The sequence below is a fragment of the Shouchella xiaoxiensis genome (assembly GCF_016907895.1).
GTDB classification, from domain to species: domain Bacteria; phylum Bacillota; class Bacilli; order Bacillales; family Bacillaceae_D; genus Shouchella; species Shouchella xiaoxiensis.
Window position 1 is genome coordinate 594,025 of the sequence record NZ_JAFBCV010000001.1, and the last position, 20,893, is coordinate 614,917.

17 protein-coding genes are annotated in these 20,893 nt (G+C 40.2%); 11 read left to right on the plus strand and 6 right to left on the minus strand.

Annotation, left to right across the window (positions count from 1 at the left end; genetic code table 11):
* Positions 1–186 precede the first annotated feature (186 nt).
* The 5 genes from proC to JOC54_RS03105 form a co-directional block, all read right to left on the minus strand.
* Positions 187–987, minus strand: a complete 801-nt coding sequence (proC, locus tag JOC54_RS03085; protein WP_204464331.1) for a pyrroline-5-carboxylate reductase — start codon at positions 985–987, stop codon at positions 187–189.
* 74 nt (positions 988–1,061) lie between these two features.
* The gene (gene phnE, locus JOC54_RS03090) at positions 1,062–1,865 is read right to left on the minus strand and encodes a phosphonate ABC transporter, permease protein PhnE (RefSeq protein WP_204464332.1); all 804 of its coding nucleotides are present in this window, start codon (positions 1,863–1,865) and stop codon (positions 1,062–1,064) included.
* Positions 1,862–2,650, minus strand: a complete 789-nt coding sequence (gene phnE, locus JOC54_RS03095) for a phosphonate ABC transporter, permease protein PhnE (protein ID WP_035419543.1) — start codon at positions 2,648–2,650, stop codon at positions 1,862–1,864. The genes phnE (JOC54_RS03090) and phnE (JOC54_RS03095) overlap by 4 nt, the downstream gene beginning before the upstream one ends.
* Positions 2,619–3,419, minus strand: a complete 801-nt coding sequence (gene phnC / locus JOC54_RS03100; protein ID WP_035419623.1) for a phosphonate ABC transporter ATP-binding protein — start codon at positions 3,417–3,419, stop codon at positions 2,619–2,621. The genes phnE (JOC54_RS03095) and phnC overlap by 32 nt, the downstream gene beginning before the upstream one ends.
* Before the next feature lie 117 nt (positions 3,420–3,536).
* Positions 3,537–4,442, minus strand: coding sequence for a phosphate/phosphite/phosphonate ABC transporter substrate-binding protein (locus JOC54_RS03105; RefSeq protein ID WP_051991486.1), 906 nt, complete (start codon positions 4,440–4,442; stop codon positions 3,537–3,539).
* Between the two features lie 507 nt (positions 4,443–4,949).
* Here JOC54_RS03105 and JOC54_RS03110 point away from each other — a divergent pair.
* The 7 genes from JOC54_RS03110 to JOC54_RS23120 all read left to right on the plus strand — a co-directional run bounded on the left by JOC54_RS03110 (position 4,950) and on the right by JOC54_RS23120 (position 13,943).
* Entirely contained in the window at positions 4,950–6,977 is a 2,028-nt protein-coding gene (locus tag JOC54_RS03110; protein ID WP_204464333.1) for a HelD family protein, read from the plus strand.
* A 60-nt stretch (positions 6,978–7,037) separates the two neighbouring features.
* A complete protein-coding gene (locus tag JOC54_RS03115) occupies positions 7,038–7,664 on the plus strand; it encodes a GDSL-type esterase/lipase family protein (RefSeq protein ID WP_204464335.1) in 627 nt (208 codons plus the stop codon).
* 89 nt (positions 7,665–7,753) lie between these two features.
* Entirely contained in the window at positions 7,754–8,497 is a 744-nt protein-coding gene (locus JOC54_RS03120; RefSeq protein WP_204464336.1) for a hypothetical protein, read from the plus strand.
* A gap of 345 nt (positions 8,498–8,842) precedes the next feature.
* Entirely contained in the window at positions 8,843–10,561 is a 1,719-nt protein-coding gene (locus tag JOC54_RS03125; protein ID WP_204464338.1) for an ABC transporter ATP-binding protein, read from the plus strand.
* Between the two features lie 2 nt (positions 10,562–10,563).
* Positions 10,564–12,441 (plus strand): ABC transporter ATP-binding protein, encoded by a 1,878-nt coding sequence (locus tag JOC54_RS03130; RefSeq protein WP_204464339.1) that lies wholly within the window; start codon positions 10,564–10,566, stop codon positions 12,439–12,441.
* Positions 12,442–12,512: 71 nt separating this feature from the next.
* A complete protein-coding gene (locus JOC54_RS03135) occupies positions 12,513–13,751 on the plus strand; it encodes an ATP-binding protein (protein ID WP_204464341.1) in 1,239 nt (412 codons plus the stop codon).
* A gap of 66 nt (positions 13,752–13,817) precedes the next feature.
* Positions 13,818–13,943 carry a hypothetical protein gene (locus tag JOC54_RS23120; protein ID WP_275582672.1) on the plus strand — a complete coding sequence of 42 codons (126 nt, stop codon included), beginning with the start codon at positions 13,818–13,820 and terminating at the stop codon, positions 13,941–13,943.
* A gap of 790 nt (positions 13,944–14,733) precedes the next feature.
* Here the strand turns inward: JOC54_RS23120 and JOC54_RS03140 are convergent.
* Complete coding sequence (locus tag JOC54_RS03140; protein WP_204464342.1) at positions 14,734–15,483, minus strand: SDR family NAD(P)-dependent oxidoreductase; 750 nt, start codon at positions 15,481–15,483, stop codon at positions 14,734–14,736.
* A gap of 255 nt (positions 15,484–15,738) precedes the next feature.
* Here JOC54_RS03140 and JOC54_RS03145 point away from each other — a divergent pair, with 255 nt between their 5' ends.
* The 4 genes from JOC54_RS03145 (at position 15,739) to JOC54_RS03160 (ending at position 20,887) form a co-directional block, all read left to right on the plus strand.
* The gene (locus tag JOC54_RS03145) at positions 15,739–17,397 is read left to right on the plus strand and encodes a glycerol-3-phosphate dehydrogenase/oxidase (RefSeq protein ID WP_204464344.1); all 1,659 of its coding nucleotides are present in this window, start codon (positions 15,739–15,741) and stop codon (positions 17,395–17,397) included.
* Entirely contained in the window at positions 17,397–17,942 is a 546-nt protein-coding gene (locus tag JOC54_RS03150) for a glycerol-3-phosphate responsive antiterminator (RefSeq protein ID WP_204464346.1), read from the plus strand. The genes JOC54_RS03145 and JOC54_RS03150 overlap by 1 nt, the downstream gene beginning before the upstream one ends.
* Before the next feature lie 123 nt (positions 17,943–18,065).
* On the plus strand, positions 18,066–19,454 hold the full coding sequence (locus JOC54_RS03155) for an alanine/glycine:cation symporter family protein (protein WP_204464347.1): 1,389 nt from the start codon (positions 18,066–18,068) through the stop codon (positions 19,452–19,454).
* 98 nt (positions 19,455–19,552) lie between these two features.
* Positions 19,553–20,887, plus strand: a complete 1,335-nt coding sequence (locus JOC54_RS03160) for an oligosaccharide flippase family protein (protein WP_204464349.1) — start codon at positions 19,553–19,555, stop codon at positions 20,885–20,887.
* Positions 20,888–20,893: the final 6 nt, after the last annotated feature.

Below are 20,893 nucleotides of genomic sequence, written 5' to 3' on the forward strand. Positions count from 1 at the left end.
GCATTCTTTTCGTATTTTTATTAAAAAATAAGTGATACAAGAAAACTTATTACAACAATCGCGCCAATTATCATTAAAACTGTCCGGAGCATCTGAGCACCAGCCCTTCTATGTATTGTAAAAGACTATACCCTTATAATGGCCACGTCTAAACAATTTCACGCATAAATGAGTCAAATGGTGCGATTAATTCCTTTTATTTCTAGCGTGTTCCGTTACAGCAATAACTGCCCGGGAAATCGTTGCTGAGAATTGATCACGTTCAAGCGACTGAAGTCCTGCTTCCGTTGCCCCGCCAGGAGTCGTTACTTGGTCTCGTAGCTCTATTGGAGAAATTCCGGTTTGCAGCATCTTGGCACTACCGGCAAGCATGGACACTACTAAATTACGTGCCTGTTCATCTGTTAGCCCATGTGTTTTTGCTAGTTGTTCGAGTTGCAATGTCATCTCATAAACAAAGGCAGGGGCACTCCCAGTAATCGCTGTTAGCTCATGAACCTGTTCTTCACTCATTTCTTCCCCAGCCCCAATTGCCTCAACCAATTCTCGAACAAGTTCTTTTTGCATGTCTGAAACTGTTGAACCGAATGCATATAAGCTGATCGACGCACTAGCCTGTGCAGCCGTATTCGGCATAATCCAGGCAGTTGCAGTACCTGAGGGTAAATTTTGCTCAAGTTCACTCGGTCCAATTCCAGCAGCAACTGTGACAATTAGCTGGTTCGTGACGTGAGAAGAGAGTTCTCTTAGCAACCTAGAGTGAGCAGAAGGTGGAGCTGCAAGTAAAACAACATCAGCTACTTCTAATTTTTCCTGCCAGCTGCTTAAAGCTTGAATTTTATAAATGGAAGAGAGCTCTTGCAATTTGGTTTGGTTTGATTGGTTCGCTACATAGATTGGTTGGAAGGAGGAATCTTCATTCTGTAAAATTCCTTTAAAAATCGCTTCTGCCATGCGCCCTGCACCAATAAATAAGATAGATGGCATTTTCTTTCACTCCTTTTGTAATGAAAAAAGCTTACGCAAATTAAAAGCGTAAGCTTTCTTACTATAACAGTACGTTAAATAACTTTTTTACGCAACGCACTTGAAATTAGATCAATAACTAATACGAAAACAACTAAGCCAATTAAAATAATGGCTACACGGTCCCAGCTACGACCATTTATTGCAAAGATAAGCGGGGCACCGATACCACCAGCACCTACAATTCCAAGTGTAGCGGCAGAACGAAGGTTTATTTCAAATCGATAAAGCGTGGCAGAAATAAAGCCAGGTAGAACTTGTGGTACAACCGCAAATAAGAGCACTTGAAGTTTGTTAGCACCGGCAGCTACGAGCGCTTCCGATGGACCAGGGTCAATTGCTTCAATTTCCTCAGCATAAAGTTTACCGAGCATCCCCATTGCGCTAACGCCTAATGCAAGCATCCCAGCATAAGGACTTGGACCAACAATGGCTATGAAGATTAGTGCCATTACGATATCAGGAAAGGTACGGAAAAAACTTAAGAAGGATTTACCTGACCCTGATATAATTCGTTTTACGCTTAAGTTTCGAGCTGCCCAGAAAGCGATAGGGAACGAAAGAATAATAGAAAGTGTAATACCAACTAAAGCAATAGCAAACGTCTCAAGTAAATTTTGAATTAAATCTTCCTGACCAGGACGATAAATATAATCCCATTCTGGGTTAATAAAACCATTTAAGATGGCAGAGGTTACAGTACCAGCATTTGGTGAAATACCAGAAAAATTTATCCCCGCAAAACCCCAAACGTATAGCGAAATAAGCGCTAGGACTATAACAGCTGTTTTTATCCAATTTCTCTTCGGTTTCTGAACCTTACTTCTTAAATCATTCATATTAGGCGCTCCCGAATTTTTAAGCTAATAAAATCAATAATTAATACCACAATTAATGTATATAAGATTAAAGCAAAAACTTGATCAAATGAATAAGAGGCTAAGGCATTTGTATACAGTCGCCCAATACCACCAGCACCTACTATACCAAGTATTGCAGCAGCACGTACATTGATTTCTAATGTGTAAAGAACAAACGACGTGAACTGTGGCAACATCTGTGGAACAACGCCAAAAACAATCCACTGTATTTTGTTTGCTCCAACCGATGTCATTGACTCAAGTGGTCCTTTATCAATGTTTTCTACTGCTTCATAAGATAACTTTCCAATAACTCCAATTGAAAAAATACTTAACGCTACAATACCGGCTAATGTGTTAAAGCCTAAGATCGCAGCAAAAATAGCAGCTAGTAAAATATCAGGAACCGTTCTTAATGCATTTAAAAGGATACGTGATGGCTGGTGAATCCATACAGGTGTTGCAACATTAGCAGCACAGAAAAAAAGAATAGGGATTGCAAGTATTGCACCAAATGTCGTTCCAATTAATGCCATCCGAATTGTTTCTAACATAGCTGATGTTGCATTAAAAAAGAATGTCATATCAGGCGGAATCATTCTAAAAATAATATCAAAGGCACGGTCGCCGCGCTGAATTAAAATTAGAGGGTTTGCGTTTATATACCAGGCGCTAGTTCCAATTACTGCTAGAATAAGTAGAAGTGAAGTATAAAGCTTTGTTTTAGGTGGCTTAGATATCTGCTGGTGGAGTGGCTGGCTCATGTAAATCCTCCCCTAAAAGCTCATCCTCTTGAATCGGACGTCCGTAGATTTCCGCAAACTTCTCGTCCGTCGCTTCTGAAACAGGACCATCAAACACAACTTCCCCCGCCCGTAAACCGATAATGCGAGTAGCATACTCACGTGCTAAATCTATGAAATGCAGATTAACGATTGTCGTAATCTTATCTTCTTGATTAATTCGCTTTAAATCATCCATTACTTGTTTCGTCGTTAACGGATCAAGCGAAGCGGTTGGTTCATCGGCAAGAATTACGCTCGGCTCCTGTGCAAGGGCTCGGGCAATGGCTACACGCTGCTGTTGGCCTCCGGATAGATCACTAGCTTTTGAATAGGCTTTTTCAATAATGTTGACGCGGTCTAATGCTTGAAAAGCTAGTTCAACGTCATGCTTTGGAAATAGATTTAATACCGTTCTAATCGTACCGTGGTAACCAACACGTCCTGATAACACGTTGCGAAGAACAGAAGAGCGTTTAACTAAATTAAAACTTTGAAAAATCATTGATGTTTGTTGACGAATCTGCCGTAATGATTTTCCTTTTGCACTAGTGATTGACTGCTCATTAATTAAAATTTCACCTTCAGAAATTTCATTTAAGCGGTTAATCGAACGAAGTAAGGTTGACTTACCGGCTCCAGATAAACCAACGATAACGACAAATTCACCTTGCTCAATTGTTAGATTAATATTTTGTAAACCTTTTGTGCCGTTTGGATACGTCTTGGACACATTCTTAATTTCAATCATTACGTCCCAACTTTCTTCATAAATCATCTATTGAATAGTAAGTATATAAATTGAGAGCCCGCACATTTAAGATGGACGGGCTCAACGAGCTTAATTTAAATTAAATATAGGAATAGTTTATTCAATTTCTTCGGCATATTGACGAACAATATCAAAATTACTATCTTCTGATTTCATATAACCTTCATGGGAGTATACATCAAAGATAATTTGGCGACCTTCTTCACTCTCACCGATGGCGATAAATGCATCTTGTAGCTTTTCTTGCCATTCTTCAGACATGTCAGCACGAACAGAAATGGTATCGTTTGGAATCATTTCTGTTGTTGCAATAACACGTGTTGTTTCCCATACATCTGGGAAATCATTTGCAACAGTGTTCCGTGCATCTTGGAATGTAACAGCAACATCAACCGACTCATCAAGTAAGCTTAGAATTGCTTGGTCATGACCTTGACGTTCTACAGCATTTACATCTGCTTCTGGGTCAATTCCAGCATCAAGTAAAGCTCCTGCAGGCCATACATAACCAGCAGAGGATGATCTTCCTTGGAAAGCAACTGTTGTACCAGCGACATCTTCAATTGTTTCAATATCAGAGTCCGCTCTCACTAAAAATTGAGATTTATAGCCTTCAACGAGTTCGTCTGTAGGCGAACCATCTTCTTCATTTACTCCATAACGAAGCGATTGAAGAATTACCTCTGCAAAACCTTCCTCTTTTGCAGTGACATATGCATTAGGAGGTAAGAATCCAACATCTACAGCTCCAGACCCTAGTGCTGTAATAACTGATGGATAATCGGTAGAAACAGACACTTCCACTTCAATTCCATCTAATTGTTCTGAAAGTAAATCTTCCAGTGGTTGAGCGATGACATCTAGTGTTTCAGCATTTTGTGAAGGAACAAACTGAACACGTAATTTGTCAGTCGGTTCAAATACTTCATCTCCGCCGCCACATGCTGCTAACAATAAAGCTGTTACTGCTACAAACGCTGAACCCAAAACCTTTTTCTTCAATTGTAGATCCCCCTAAAAGTTGGTTAAAATGTAGCTTCCTCGATTATTGTAGATAGAGTTTGTAAAACCGTCAAGAACCGTTTTTACCGCTTTCATGTGATGCTGTAAATGAATAAAGCAAAAAACGTGATAACATCAATTGATTGGGCGAAAATGGACTGTTTTAAATCTATGCTAACTTTTTGAAAAAACTGCTATTGACGACTCTACTAACTGCTGATTTTTGAGGAAACAAGTCTAGTATAATCGATTTTTGTAAAAGTTGTTTGGAGAAATTATAGATTTTTCGTAAATCAGTAAAAAAAAGACTGGGATATTTTCTGACATCATAGTGGAAGGGCAAAAAAAAGCTACCGTACATTTTGTAGGTAGTTTCCATATTATGTCATATTTATTTTTGGCAATTGAACTATATAAAGCTTACTAAAAGGAAAAGAAAAAGTCTATACTTTTTTTATTTTTTCTTCAAAATAAAAGAGTAGTATTAGTTTGAGAGGAGTGAAATACGTGTCAAATGTAAAGGAAGAATTAGCTCGGTTAGAAAGAACATTAAATCAAGTTGATGATCTAGCAGATACGCTTGAGCAGACTCCTCGTTACCGGGGAGAAGACTTTACACAACAAGTGCTTGAAGATCGGAGAGAGCTTCAACGAGAAGCGTTAAAGTCAGCAACAGTTGAACCTTATTTTGGCAGACTTGATTTTAAAGAATGGGAACAGAACAACGGTAAGGCCTTATACATTGGAAAAGTCGGTGTACATGATGAGGTAACAGGAGATCCACTTATTGTTGATTGGCGCGCGCCAGTTTCTTCTTTATTCTATTCCTTTTCCGGCAGTGAGGATGATGTCTATTATGTATCACCCGAAGGTGTGGTTGAGGGTGAAATTCAATTAAAACGCAACATTGTTATACGATCTCGTACCCTTCAGCGCGTAGTCGATAGTTATGTGGAAGGGCAGGAAGCGAGTGGGGGAGATGAGTTTCTTTTATACAAATTAGGTGAACAGAAAGACAACAAGCTTAAAGACATTGTCTCCACTATACAAGCAGAGCAGAATGCCATTATTCGCCACGCTTTAAAGGAACCATTAATCATTCAAGGAGCAGCAGGGAGCGGGAAAACAACGGTTGCTCTGCACCGCCTTGCGTTTCTGTTGTATGAGTATCGTGAACAATTAAAAGCGGAAAGAATGATTATTTTTGCACCAAACGCAATGTTTCTTGATTACATCTCACATGTATTACCAGAGCTTGGTGTTGGTGGCATTACACAACGAACGTTTGTGGATTGGGCCATTGCGGAAGTCGGTCAGGGGATTACTGCTCAGCCACTAGTAGAACGAATGGAGAATCAATTTGAACGATTGATCCCAGCTCAAGTGGAGAAAGAACAAAAACAAAAAGGGTCGCTAGCATTTAAAGCGAAACTCGAACAGTATATGACCGAATCCATTGCAAAAAGCATTCCTACAAACGATTTCCTCGCTTGGGATGGTAAGGTGCTTGGCAATCAAACAATTCAAACATGGATTGAAAAAGATTTTGCTGCTTCACCTCCTTTGAAAAAACGAGAGCGGCTCCTGGCCCGCATGAAACGCTGGATTGAAATAGAAGTGAAGTGGTTTGATGATTTGAAAGAACAAAAAAGTATGAAGTCGGAGGCACTTAAGCGTCTTAGGGCTTACATGAGTACATGGGCCATGCCAAACTACATCAAACATTACACAGCTTTCTTAAAGCAAGAAGGGATGAGTGTTTCAGCGGGTTTAGGAAAAAAACAGCTAGCTTATGAAGACATAGCTCCCGTATTATTCATTCATCAAAGGATGCGCGGAATTGAAAAAGAAGATCGGTTTGATCACATCGTTATCGATGAAGCACAAGACAGTTCTCCATTCATGATTGCCGTTTTAAAAGAAAGAACGAGACAAGGTGGATTTACCATCTTAGGTGATCTTGCCCAAGGCATTCATGGGAATGAAGGTATTTCCACTTGGTTAGCTATTCAGGAAGCATTTTCAACTAAAGAAATTGCCTATGTTCAGATGGAACGAAGTTATCGTTCAACAATGGAGATCATTCAGTTCAGTAACACCATTCTTGCCCAGCTTGAGAATGGTCCTTCTCTTGCAAAACCAGTATTTCGAAGTGGCAAGGAAGTTGTTGTCGAGCGGCAAGAAAAGGAACAGCTTAAGAATTGGATTGCTCGAAATAACGAGGCAGAGACTGCGGCTATATTAACGAGAACAAAAGCAGAAAGTGCGGAAGTGTATGAACAGCTGTCCAAGGCAGGTGTGAAATTAACTCATTTACAGGCTTCTGACCAAACCTATCGTGGTGGATTATCCGTCATGCCTATATATTTGGCAAAAGGATTTGAGTTTGATTCTGTTTTGCTTCTTTATGTTGATGAACAGAACTACCCGAATGATGAGCTTCATAAAAAGCTGCTATATGTAGGCTGTACACGTGCGCTTCATGATCTAACGCTCTGGTATACAAAAAAACCATCTCCTCTACTTGTAAACTAATCGTGCGCCGTTCCCCCTCTTTTTAAGAACGAATAAGCTAGTCTTGGAAGGAGGATGGAGATGAGCAATGCATACCAGTATCTGGCGCTCGGGGACTCACTAACGGTCGGAGTCGGATCAACAAGGGGCGGTTTTGTGCCGCCTTATCGTTTTATGGCCGAGCAAGCTTTACAAAGGCCTGTACATGTTCATAAATTGGCCCATTCAGGTTTTACGACCAAAGAGCTTTATCGTTTAGCGGAAACACATCGAAACGCCATTGCCAAAGCGGATATAATAACAATTACAGCAGGTGGGAATGATTTTCTTCAGTCGTTTATGGCAGTAAGCCAAACGAATTCAATAGAGCCAGCCATACAGGCGAGTGAACGAGCTTGTGCTTGTTTACATGCTCTTGTTGCGTTTGTTACTGATCAGAAGCGAGGGAGTAAGAAGCCATATATAATTCGAGTATTTAACACGTATAATCCGTTTGGCTCAATTCCTTTACTCGATCAATACTTGTCAAAGTTTAACCGTAGCTTGTATACGCTTGAACAAAACCGACATGTGAAAGTTGTCGATGTCTATCGAGCGTTTCAAGGAAATGAACAGCGTTTTCTATCGAGAGATGGTGTACATCCAAATCAAGAAGGTTATGATGTAATGGCTTTATTAGCTGCAAAAACAGGCTTTAAACCGTTGTAAGAGGGTGCTGTCTTTCAGTACCTTTTTTTTCTTACTAGAGAACTAAGTTTAATCAAGTTGTGCCATAATGAATGGGAGGAGTGATTAGGATGAAACCAACTTTAGTTACGGTGATGCATGATTCAGAAGCTCGTTTTCTCAAAGCGTTTCACGTTCACATGCCGAAACTGAAGCAAATCTACCATAATTGTTTTTTGGCATTAAGTGATCAATCGGATCATCGCTTAGAGCAAATAGCAAAAGAGCATGGGGTGACGGTTATCCGCGTTGCCAAAAAAGGTGCTGCTTTTGCTAGAAGAGAAGCGCTGCGCTTTGCATGGCGTGATCAGCAACAAAACCTGTCCTATCACTATTGCGATTTAGACCGTTTATTCACGTGGATGGAAGAAGATTTAGCAGAGCTCAATGTCACATTAGAATTGATAAAGGGTTTTGATTACGCAATCCTTGGACGCTCTGAGAAAGCTTTTTTAAGTCATCCGCTTGAATGGCGGGAGACTGAGAAATGGGTGAATTACGTTTTTTCACTGGCGATCAATCAGAAAGCCGATGTGACGGCTGGGTCTGCTGGAATGAGTAGGCGGGCGCTAGAAGAGATTGTCAAACAGATTCCTATTTCTGATGCGAAAATGACCGATGCTGAGTGGCCATTAGTAGTAAAACGATTCCTGCCAGAAGCCACGTTCTCAAGCCTTTTTCTAGACGGGCTTTGTTATAAAGAGCAAAATCGAGTGACTGAACAGGATGAAATAATGAATTGGGCTGGCCGTGTCCGACTTGCTCATGAGATCACATCGTCAATTGTTAATCAACTGACTTCGCTAAAGTCATGATTAATTGACAAGATTTGTAGATTATTACATGGTTTTAACGGATCATTCGTTGTATACTTAAAGAAAAGATCATAATTAAAAAAGGAGAAGAGAGAGAAAGTGAACCCAAGCTTTGTTAAGTTAATTTCCGCAGTGTTCTTAGTTAGTGTAGCCGGAGTAATTGTGTTAGCTATGGTAGGCCAAATCTAATAATCTATTAATTAAGCATATTTTACATCTAACAAAAATTTCTAAGGAGATACCTTAGAAATTTTTTCTGTCTAAAAGATAGTGAACAATGCAAAAATAAGCTAAACTAAAGAAAGATATTTTGGGTTCCGTAGTATTTTGGAGGGGTCGATTGAGTTGAGAACCGTTTTTTCTTATTTATTACCGTATAAAGCGGTGGCAATTATTGCCTTTATATTCATGCTTCTTGAACTAACGGTAGAGCTTGTGCAACCACTTTTGCTTGCTCGAATTATTAATGAAGGCATTCTACAAGATGATTTAACAACCGTTCTTATTTGGGGAAGCGTGATGGTAGGGCTCTCTTTAATTGCATTTGTTTCGGGAATTTTAAACTCGTTTTATGCAGGTCACGCTGGTCAAAGTACAGGGTTTGATTTGCGAAACGCAATGTTTAAAAACATTCAGCGTTCAAGCCTTGGGAAATTGCAGCCTTTTGCAACGTCATCTTTAATGACGCGTTTGACAAACGACATTACTCAAATTCAAAACACGATTTTTATGGGGTTACGCATCATGGCACGAGCACCTTTACTTGTCATAGGTGGAGCGTTCATGGCGCTATTAATTAATGTTCAACTGGCTTTGTTCTTATTTGTAACAATCCCGGTTCTCGTACTTTTTCTCTTATGGATATTAAAAAAAGGTGTACATATTTTTGGCCTTGTTCAGGCAAAGGTAGATAGTGTGAATCATGTCGTTCGAGAAAACTTGACGGGCATCCGCTTAATACGTGTTTTTGTAAGGAAAGCACATGAGATGCAGCGTTTTTTTGATGAAAGTGATGCGCTAAAAAAGCGAATGATTCAAGCCTTTCGGTTAATGGAGTTAACAATGCCCGTGCTGTTGCTATTAATGAATGGATCGGTTCTGCTCGTGCTATGGTTTGGCAGTTTTCAAATTGCAGATAATTCAACGATGGTCGGAGATGTTGTAGCAATCGTTAACTATGCGACGCGAATCACCTCTGCACTAGGTGTTTTTGCGATGATCATCATGGTTTTCTCCCGAGCGCGAGCTTCGGCTTTACGGATTGAAGAAGTTTTGCTTGAGCCTGATGATGAGTTAAAAGAAAGTGAAAATAAACCTACACCGCCTCAGTTAGATGGGAAGTTGACGTTTGAGCATGTGTTTTTCGCCTATGAAGACCAAGCGAAAGATGCATTGAAAGATATTCATTTCCAAGTTGAGTCAGGTGAGACAGTCGCTGTACTTGGTGAAACTGGATCGGGAAAAACGTCTTTGTTTCAACTCATTCCGAAACTGTATGATGCCAAAAGTGGTGAAATACGACTGGATGGTGTTTCAATTAATCAATGGAATATTCAAGCGTTGCGTAGACAGATTGGCTATGTACCCCAATCGATCCGTTTGTTCTCTGGTACGGTGCGAGAGAATATTGCCTGGGGGGTACCTGATGCATCTTTAGAAGAGGTTATATATGCAGCAAAGGTCGCTCAAATTCACGAAACGATAGAGAAGTTGCCAAACGGTTATGAAACGCGAGTTGGTCAGCAAGGTGTTAATTTATCTGGTGGACAAAAACAGCGAATGTCTATTGCGCGGGCTTTGCTACGTAAACCAAAACTCTTATTATTGGATGATAGTACAAGCGCGCTTGATACAAAAACAGAGCAGCTGTTTCTCGAAGAATTAGACAACTATTCATGTACAACTCTAATGATTACGCAGAAACTATCAACTGCCAGACAAGCAGATCGAATTTTACTTTTAGAATATGGTGAGATGGTTGGATACGGTAGTCATGACGAGTTATTGAGCATGTCTCCTTTTTACAGAAAGATTTATCAGTCTCAGTATGGTAGGGAGGCATAGCAGTGTCTTTATTAAAAGTTTTAAAAGAACCGTTCCACTATAAGAAAATTGATTGGAGAAACTATCGCTCAACTTCTGTGAAAAGCGATAATAAACCGGTACATCCCCATGCAGCAAGGGCAGGAAAAGCGCAGAAAGCAAGAGATTGGAAAGAGGCGACCCGTCGTATTTTGGCTTATTTAGGTAGACGGAAACCAGTACTTGCATTTGTTATGGTACTGGTTGTCGCAAGCTCACTGTTAACATTGGTTGGTCCGTTTTTAATTGGCTATAGCATTGATAATTATTTACTCACCATGCAATTTGATGGGCTAGGAAGCGTCTTGCTCTTGTTGCTAGCCTCCTATATTGCGCTCTCACTCGCTACTTTTTTTCAGAACTTTATTATGGTTCGAGTAGCACAAGCGACCGTTTTTGAGATTCGAAGTGATTTATTTTCGCAAATTCAGCGGTTGCCGATTGGTTTTTTCGATAAACGTCAGCACGGAGATATTATGAGTCGAGTCACCAATGATATTGAGAATATCTCTGCTACATTAAACTCCTCTATCGTTCAAATTCTATCTAGCTTAGTGACGTTTGTTGGCATTCTAGCGGTGATGCTCTACCTTTCACCTGTTTTGACAGGGATAACGATGCTTGTTATTCCACTTATGTTTTACGGGCTAAGATGGATTACCCGTCGAACGCAGGTGTTTTTTAAAGAGCAGCAGCGCACGTTGGGACGGTTAAACGGCTATTCTGAGGAAACGATAGCTGGTCAGCAGATGGTAAAGACGTTTTCACGAGAGGAACCGGTCATTGAAGGGTTTAATGAGAGAAATGAAGCACTCCGGGAAGCGGGCTTTTGGGCGCAAACCTACTCAGGTTTTATTCCGAAAGTGATGAACGTTTTAAATAACTTAAGTTTTGCTGTCATTGCCTTTGTTGGGGGAGTATTCGCGATTAATCAAACGGCAGGGATTACGGTTGGGATGATTGTCATCTTCGTTGAATACTCAAGACAGTTTACGCGTCCGCTTAATGATTTAGCCAATCAATTTAATACGCTATTATCGGCGTTGGCTGGCGCAGAGCGTGTATTTGACATTATGGATGAACATCCAGAGGAAGATGGGGTTAACGCGCTCCCAGTTAAAAGCTTAGAAGGCCATGTTGCATTTAAGCGTGTTGGATTTTCTTACGGAGAAACACCTACGTTACAGAACGTTTCGTTTGAGGCAAAACCAGGGGAGACGGTTGCGTTTGTAGGACCTACTGGAGCAGGGAAAACAACAATTATTAATTTGTTGACAGGGTTTTACCCACTGAATAGCGGTGTTATTGAAGTAGATGGATACGATATCACGATTTTAAAGAAAGAAGAGTTGCGCCAACAGCTCGGAGTTGTTTTGCAAGATTCTTTTCTTTTTCAAGGAACGATTATGGAAAATATTCGCTATGGGCGGTTAAATGCGACAAATGATGAAGTGATTGAAGCGGCAAAGTTGGCAAATGCGCATGGTTTTATTTCCTATTTGCCTAAAGGTTATAAAACAAGCTTAACGCAAGACGGAGGAGGCATTAGCCAAGGGCAGAAACAGTTAATCTCCATCGCGAGAGCAATCCTGGCGGATCCTGCAATTTTAATTCTTGATGAAGCAACTTCAAGTATTGATACGGTTACAGAAATGAAAATTCAAGAGGCGTTAAAACGCTTGATGGCAGGGCGCACCAGCTTTGTTATTGCACACCGCCTTAACACCATTGAAGCGGCAGATAAAATCATTGTTTTACAAGAAGGAACGATTACAGAAAAAGGATCACATGAAGAGTTGATGAATGAACGGGGATTCTATTACGAATTACAAACTTCGAAGAATATGGATACAATTTTATAAGTGTGAATAGAGGATTGTTGCAAATAATGTCGAAGTGATATGCAAATCAAGCGAGGGGGGATATGATTTGCATGGTTATTGAACGGCTAATTATTAATGTATTTGTCATTTTAATCCCTGTGCTTATTTACAGTCTAAAGGCAGAAGGTAGTTGGAAGATTCAGCGCTCGCTCACAATGTTTTTTTTCATGAGCGGCGCTGTTGTTCTCTGCATGATTTTTTCTGTTGAGATTGAGAGTGTTCAATGGGATTTACGCTATGTGCCGATTTTACTTGCCTTTCTTTATGGAGGGAAACGAGCAGGTTGGGGTGTAGTTGGATTTGCTGTATTAATGAGAGTGATGCTAGGTGGCGATCTATTCATTACGGGAATTCTTCTCATTGTCGTGACGGCTATCCTGTTTCACTTTGTCTCACATCGGTTTTCGTCAATGCCACCTAAATGGCCGCGCGTATGGTTTGTTATGGTTGTTGCTCTTATTCCTTCATTAATTCAAACAGTTGTTACCGTTTTTCTTTTACAATCCGGCGTAACAGCTGGTGAAGAGCCTCTTTGGTCAACAGGCTTGGAGTATGTGCTTTTCTTATCAGGGGCATCGTTTTTAATCACTCATTTATTTGAGACATTATTAGAGAGAGAACGTATAATTGCTGAACTGGTGGCAGCTGAAAAAGACCATACGATGGGAGAACTTGCCGCATCGATTGCCCATGAAGTGCGTAATCCACTAACTGTTGTTAAAGGATTTATTCAATTACTTGCAGAAGACAAATCGCAAGCAGAATATCATAAACTCATATTAAGTGAGCTTGACCGTGCGGAATCAATTATTTATGAATATCTAAATGCATCCAAGCCTCAGGAGAATTCGGTAATTTCTTTGGACAATTGTGTAGAACAAGTTGTTTCCTTGCTTGCACCATATGCTGAGAAAAACGGGGTTTTGCTTGATTCATCAATTAAGCCTTCGATTCAAATTAATAGCAATGAAAACAAGCTGAAGCAAGCTTTAATTAATTTCGTAAAGAATGCAATTGAGGCTACACCTGATCAAGGGTCCGTTACTGTTCTTTTAAAAGCGACAAAAGACAAAACGATTATAGAAATTAAAGATACTGGTTCTGGTATGACAAAAGAACAGTTGAAGCAACTGGGAACTGCTTATTTTACTACAAAAGAATCTGGAACAGGAATTGGAACAATGGTTTCGATTCGAATGATTGAAATGATGGATGGAACGGTAACGTACAAAAGTGCAATAACAAAAGGAACAAAAGTTGAAGTTGTCTTACCAAGAGTCAAATCATAAAGAGAGTATGGTAGATTGGAGAATGAAAATAGAGAGTCATCGTGTTTAAAAAGGAGAGAAACCATCTTGACAGCAAGTGCCACTCTTTCAATTGATCAAGGAACAACAAGTACGCGGTACATTATATTTAATCAAAAAGGAGAATGGAGATACACTGAAATTAGAAAAAAATTCCCTGAACTTGATGAATAGTAAGTGGCATACAAAATTAGTTTATGTATCTGGGGTGTTTATAGAAATAGATAGTAGTCTAAAAGCATGTGGAATGACAAATCACCTGTAAACAACGGTTATCTGGGAGGAAGAAACCGGGAAGCCGATTAATAAAGGGCTAGTTTGGCAATCAAGGCAATCGCAATATAGTTTGTAGTGCATGAAAACAGAGAGTTATGAAGAAATGGTTCGCTTAAAATCTATCCTTATTTTGTGAGAACAACATGTAAAGGTGTATGAAAGTAGAGCCGGGAGAACGGTTCTTTGTACCAATTGATTTATAGTTAATCTGAATATAAAGTGGCTACAACATGGATGTAACTGATTATTTCACTGCTAAACGAACGCTCCTCTTTAATATACATACACTTGAGTGGGAGAATGAACTACTCAATCTCTTAGGTGTGTCAAAATCGATGATGTTAGGTCGTCGTCTGAAGAGGATGCACAGACGGTGGGTTATCATGTCATTGGTGAAAACAAATCAATTACAGAAATTGTGGGAGATCAAATCGCAGTCTTTTTTGGACAAGCATGTTTTGATCAAGGAATGAGTAAAAACACATGTGGTACCGGTTGGCAGGGCAGGAAGCCATCGCTGCTTATTTAACGGGATTAGCAGTTGGTGTATACGAGCGTAAAGCAGAAATTGCTGAGAATTAAAAAGTGGAGACGAATTCGTTGAGATGAGAAGCGCTTTACAACGGGTGCAAAAAGTAGTGCAGGCAACGTGATAGAGACAGAGATGGCTGGCCATCTCTGTCTCTTGTTAGTTTGTAAAATCGTTTACGGAAACAATTTGTCCGTCTGGAAAATTAGAGGTTGTTAAACAGTTCATTAAAGCTGTTGCAACGGCTTTTGTAGTTTGTAGCTGACCTTCGCGGTGAAAGGCTTGGAAACGTTCGACTTCAGGAAAAGCAAGCTTATCAAGTTGACGGATGCTCTCTTGCATAGCTGTGTCCATAATACCTGGGTTAAAGCCACAAACTTGGAAGGGGAATTCTTGCTGCTTTTGTTCTTTTGCTAATGCTTGAACAAGCCGGTTCAAACCGGCCTTTGTGCTTGAATAACAAGCCCAGCCTGGTAGTGCGTTTGTCGCCGCACCTGATGTAACAAACGTCATTTTCTTATTATTGATTGCAAGAGACTGTGTGACGTTTAGGAATGCATTTGCGAGCAAGAGTGGGGCTGTAAGATTGACTTGAATATGTGCTGCAATTGCTTCTTCAACAAGCGTACCGATTGCTCCGACAGGATCTAAAATTGCCGCGTTATAGACAAAATGAATTTCTGATGTTTTTTCAAAAGATAAATTTTTTAATGCGTTTCTAAAAGAGGAAGCAGCTGAAAGAGAATTGCTCGCGTCAAATTCTACATAAGTAAAGGTAGGTTGTGAAAGAATCGCTTCCTCTGGCTTTGTGCGTGAGAAACCAGTAACCGTATAGTTTTGCTCTAGTAACTGGCTTGTTAAAGTAGCCCCAAGTCCTTTAGAAGCTCCAATGATAATGGCAATTTTCATACGAACCAAACTCCTTTTTCTATAGTGTACTACACGATTCAATTGAAGCAAGGACCTTGTTTTGAAATTAGACTCATGTGGAATAGTAGTAAAGACAAAAAGGTTTACGAAACGAAAAAACCGCGCTATACTTGAACTAAGTTAATGGAACGACCTGAGATTATGAGAGGTCACAGCTTTCACAAGGCGCTTTTTGTCTAGCCTGTTTAGCTGTGGCCTTTTTGTGTTCATTTATAAAAAATTGGAGGAATTAGGATGACTTTTTCAGCGAAATCTAGAATGAAATCATTAGAGCAAATGAAAAACGAAGAACTGGATTTGCTTATTATTGGTGGCGGCATAACTGGAGTCGGTACAGCGTTAGATGCGGCGACAAGAGGAATGAAGGTCGGCTTAATTGACATGCAGGACTTTGCAGCAGGTACATCAAGCCGCTCAACAAAACTTATTCACGGCGGTCTGCGTTATTTAAAACAATTTGAAATAAAACTTGTTGCTGAAGTAGGAACAGAGCGTGCCATTGTCTATGAGAATGCACCACATGTAACAACGCCGCTACGGATGATGTTGCCTTTTTATAAAGGCGGTACGTTTAATTCACTGACAACTTCAATTGGACTGAGTGTTTATGACAGACTGGCCGGAGTCAAAAAAGCAGAGCGACGTACGATGATGAAGGCTAGCAAAGCGATCGAACAGGAACCGATTCTTGCGAAAGAGGGGCTTAAAGGAGCCGGTATGTATGTAGAATATCGAACGGACGACGCGCGGTTAACGATTGAGGTTGCTAAAACGGCGGCAGAAAAAGGCGCGCATTTGGCTAACTACGTGAAAGCAGAGTCTTTCGTTTACGATGATAAAAAAGTAAAAGGTGTCGTTGCACGTGACTTAAGAACGGGCGAAGGTTTAGTCATACACGCTAAAAAGATCGTGAATGCAACAGGTCCTTGGGTTGATACATTACGCGAACAAGATCGTTCCCGTGAAGGAAAGACCATCCATTTAACAAAGGGTGTTCACGTTGTACTCTCGAAAAAAAGGCTACCACTTAATCAAGCGCTATACTTTGATACCCCTTTTCAAGATGGACGGATGATGTTTGCGATTCCTCGAGACGAAAAAGTCTATATCGGGACAACGGATACTAATTACAAAGGGGATATGAAGGAACCTGGCGTTACGAAAGAAGATGTTACCTATATTCTTGATGCCACAAATGGCTTGTTCCCTGGTTATGAATTAACAGAAGCTGACGTTGAATCGAGCTGGTCGGGTTTGCGTCCACTGATTCATGAAGAGGGGAAAGATCCATCTGATATATCAAGAAAGGATGAGATCTTTGTGTCGGAAAGTGGGCTAATGACGATTGCTGGAGGGAAGTTAACGGGTTATCGTAAAATGGCCGATAGCATCGTCACGCAAGTAGCTAAGTTTTTAGAAGAAAATGGTGGCCGTGCCTACGGACCTTGCCAAACAAAACACCTCGTTTTATCCGGCGGTGATATCGGTGGATCTGATCAATTTGATTTATTTCAAGCATCTCATATTGAAGCGGGTAAGCAGTTAGGCTTAGATGAAACGACAGCAACGGCGTTGGTTAATCGCTATGGGTCTAACGTGACGCAAGTGTATGCTTATCTAGAAGATGAGCGAGCAGAGGAATTCGGGTTACCTAAAGCCTTGTGGGCATCGTTGCGATATGCGATGACGTACGAGATGGCACTGACTCCTGTTGATTTTCTGATGCGTAGATCTTCGGCGCTGTTATTTGATATTGAGACGGCAACAACGTATAAAGAAAAGATTACGGAAGCAATGGCAACAGTATTAAACTGGTCCGATCAAGAAAAACACAATCACCTGGTTGAACTAGAAGCACAGTGGCGCCTCGTAACGCTGGCAGATGTTCTGTAATGGCATTTAATGGTCAAAAAATCTTACCTGCAATAAAATCAATGAAGGATTTTGAAAAGATTGTTGAGGGTGAGCATACCTTTATTGTCATTCTTGACATGCATCTTTCTAAGTTGGCATCACTAAAAAAACTTGCTCGTGAAGCAGGCAAGAAATTAATTATCCATGCTGATTTGATTCAAGGATTAAAAAGTGACCGCGCAGCTGCTGAGTTTTTATGCCAAGTGATTAAACCAGCTGGACTAATTTCAACAAGAGCAGAAGTGTTGCGTGTGGCAAAGAAAAATAATGTTTTAGCGATTCAACGAGTGTTTTTACTTGATACGCTGGCTATTGAAACGAGCTTTCAACAAGCAAAAACCATTAAGCCTGATATTATTGAGATGCTTCCTGGAATATTGCCGCAGTGGATTGAACGAGTTCAAAAAGAAACAGGAATTGATGTAGTAGCTGGTGGATTAATTGAATCTGAAGAAGATGTTCAGCGAGCCATTCAGGCCGGAGCGAGTGCTGTGACGTCCTCGAATCAACATTTATGGCAATAGAACAAGCGTCTTTTTACGGTTATGGGACACACTACTGTGAAAAGGCGTTTTTCTTTTATGAAAAAAAGGTATAGTCTGCTATACTATACGTTTGGTGAAAACGAGAAAAATTGGAGGAATTGTATGGAAGTTTTTCATGGAATGATTAATAGCATTAATAACGTCACGTCTTACATACTTGTAGCGCTTTTAATTGGTATAGGTTTGTACTTAACGTTTCGCTCTAGGTTTGTCCAAGTAAGAATGTTTCCTGAAATGTTTAAAGCAATTACGGAAAAGAAAACCAAAAAAGGAGAAGTATCTGCCTTTCAAGCGTTTTCGATTAGCGCAGCGTCCCGTGTTGGGGCAGCTAATATTTCGGGAGTAGCAATTGCCATTACCACAGGTGGCCCAGGCGCAATTTTTTGGATGTGGGTCATCGCCGCAATTGGTATGGCGACTGGTTTTATTGAAAGCATGCTAGCTCAGGTTTATAAAGTGCGAAAGAATGGACAGTTTCGTGGCGGTCCTGCTTATTACATAGAGCAAGCGCTTGGACAGCGGTGGCTTGGAATCGTGTTTGCGGTTTTAATTGCCATTACGTTCGGTCTTGTTTTTAACTCACTTCAGGCAAATACAATTGCAGGAGCTATGGAAAATGCATTTGAGTTCAATCCATTAATAGTCGGAATTGTTATTGCGCTTGCTTCAGGCATTGTAATCTTCGGAGGAATTCGCTCAATATCTTTGTTCTCTGGAATTGTCGTACCGGTTATGGCTGTCTTGTATTTAGCTGTAGTTGGTTACGTTGTTGTAGTCAATATTGAGGCGGTTCCAGCAGTGTTTTCACTTATTGTTGGGAATGCATTTGGCTTTCAGGAAGCAACTGTAGGAATTTTTGTTGGTCTATTAATTGGTGCCCAGCGCGGATTGTTTTCAAATGAAGCTGGGATGGGTAGCGTACCAAACGCTGCAGCTACAGCAGATGTGTCACACCCTGTAAAGCAGGGGCTTGTCCAATCACTTGGTGTCTTTTTTGATACGATGATTATTTGTTCAGCAACAGCTTTTGTTATTTTATTAACGGATGTTTATACAACATTTGATGAAGATTTAGGTGGCGTACAGCTAACGCAAGACTCACTAAGCATCTTAGTTGGGGATTGGGCTGTGCCGTTTATTGCAATTGCCATTTTCTTCTTCGCTTTCAGTTCAATCATAGGAAATTACTATTATGGTGAAACAAACTTTGCTTTTATTAAAGAAGGAACGATCTGGTTACAGTTCTATCGTTTTGCGGTAATGGCGATGGTTGTGTTTGGTTCAATGGCTGCAATTGAACTAGTTTGGGATATGGCTGATGTGTTTATGGCGTTCACGGCGATCATTAACTTAATAGTTATCCTATTAATTGGAAAAATTTCTTTTGCAGTGATTAACGATTATACTACGCAACGAAAGCAAGGAAAGGATCCTGTCTTTAAAAGTAAAAACATACCGGGTTTGAAAAAAACGGACACATGGGATGATTAAGACAGAACAAGCTCTTCATTATGAGGGGCTTGTTTTTTTTGGTTTATTTTCACGACTTGTCTCATACCTTTAAAGAGAGAGAAAAGGAGAGATGAGCAGTGAATACGTTTTTTCGCGGTGTTCTGCTACTGAGTGCAGCTGCTTTTGTGGGTGAATGTCTTGAATTTGTGATTAATGTCGTGTTGGCGAGACAGCTTGGAGATGAAGCGTTTGGTCTTTATATGGCGATCCTACCAACAATGTTATTCGTCGTAGTATTAGCAAGTATTGAACTACCTGTTTCAATTTCGAAGCTAGTTGCTGAAAAAGAGGAACAGTATCATTGGGGTGTCCTCTATAATGCCTTGAAACTGGCGCTTGTTTGTGCGCTATCAGTCATGGGACTTGCTTTGATCATTCTTCCCCAATTAAGTGTTCTATCTAATTACCATATTGGAGTAAGATGGATGCTTGTTCTGCTTATCCCAGTCGTAACGTTTTCTTCTGTTGCCCGTGGTTACTTAATGGGTGCGCAACTAACATCAAAAATAGCAATTGCAAATATTTTAAAACGAACCGCTCAGCTTGGAGGATTATTAATTGTTTTTTATCTATTTTCATTTACAAGTGATTTAGCGATATTTATGGCGTTACTAGCTTTAAAGTTAAGTGAACTGCTCGTTTTATTTTATTTAGTCGTTGTCTTTATTCGAAAAATTCACCAGACGAAAAAAAGAGTCCCACAGAAGAAAGTCAACCAGCGCGAGATTCAAAAAAAATTACTCGCGGTTTCCGTACCAACAACAGGGTTGCGTATATTTCATTCGATCACTTTTGCGGTTAAGCCATTTTTAATTACAACCGCTTTAACAAACGCTGGGATGCTTGAGAGCGTTGCAATGGTTCAATACGGAAAACTAGCAGGAATAGCCTTTACAATTGGCTTTTTTCCAGCCTTTATAGCGCACGCCCTTCTCGTTGTTCTCATTCCAATTGTTGCTGATGCCTATGCCAAGAGACAGTATGGTGTGTTGCATTATTACCTTCGCTTATCTTTGTTGATTACGTTTTGCTATGGTGCTCCAATCGTGCTATTGTTCTACTTTTTTGCGGATCCAATTACAACGCTGTTTTTTGGACCATCTCCAGCAGCTGATTATTTACAGGTGCTTATACCATACTTCTTATTCCACTACTGTGCCATCCCGCTTCAGGCATACTTAATTGGAATTGGGCTAGTTAAAGATGCATTTCTTCATTCATTCTATGCGACGGTCGTATCGTTTTGCTTAATGATTGCACTTGGTTCAATGCCTAGTCTACAGATGAATGGTATTATATTAGGAATGAATATGAGTGCCGTTTTATTAACCTTGCTTCATTACATTACGATCTGCAAAAAATTAAAGCTAAATGTGTTGATGCAGCCGGGTGAAAGCTGGTTGTTCCGCTAAATAAAA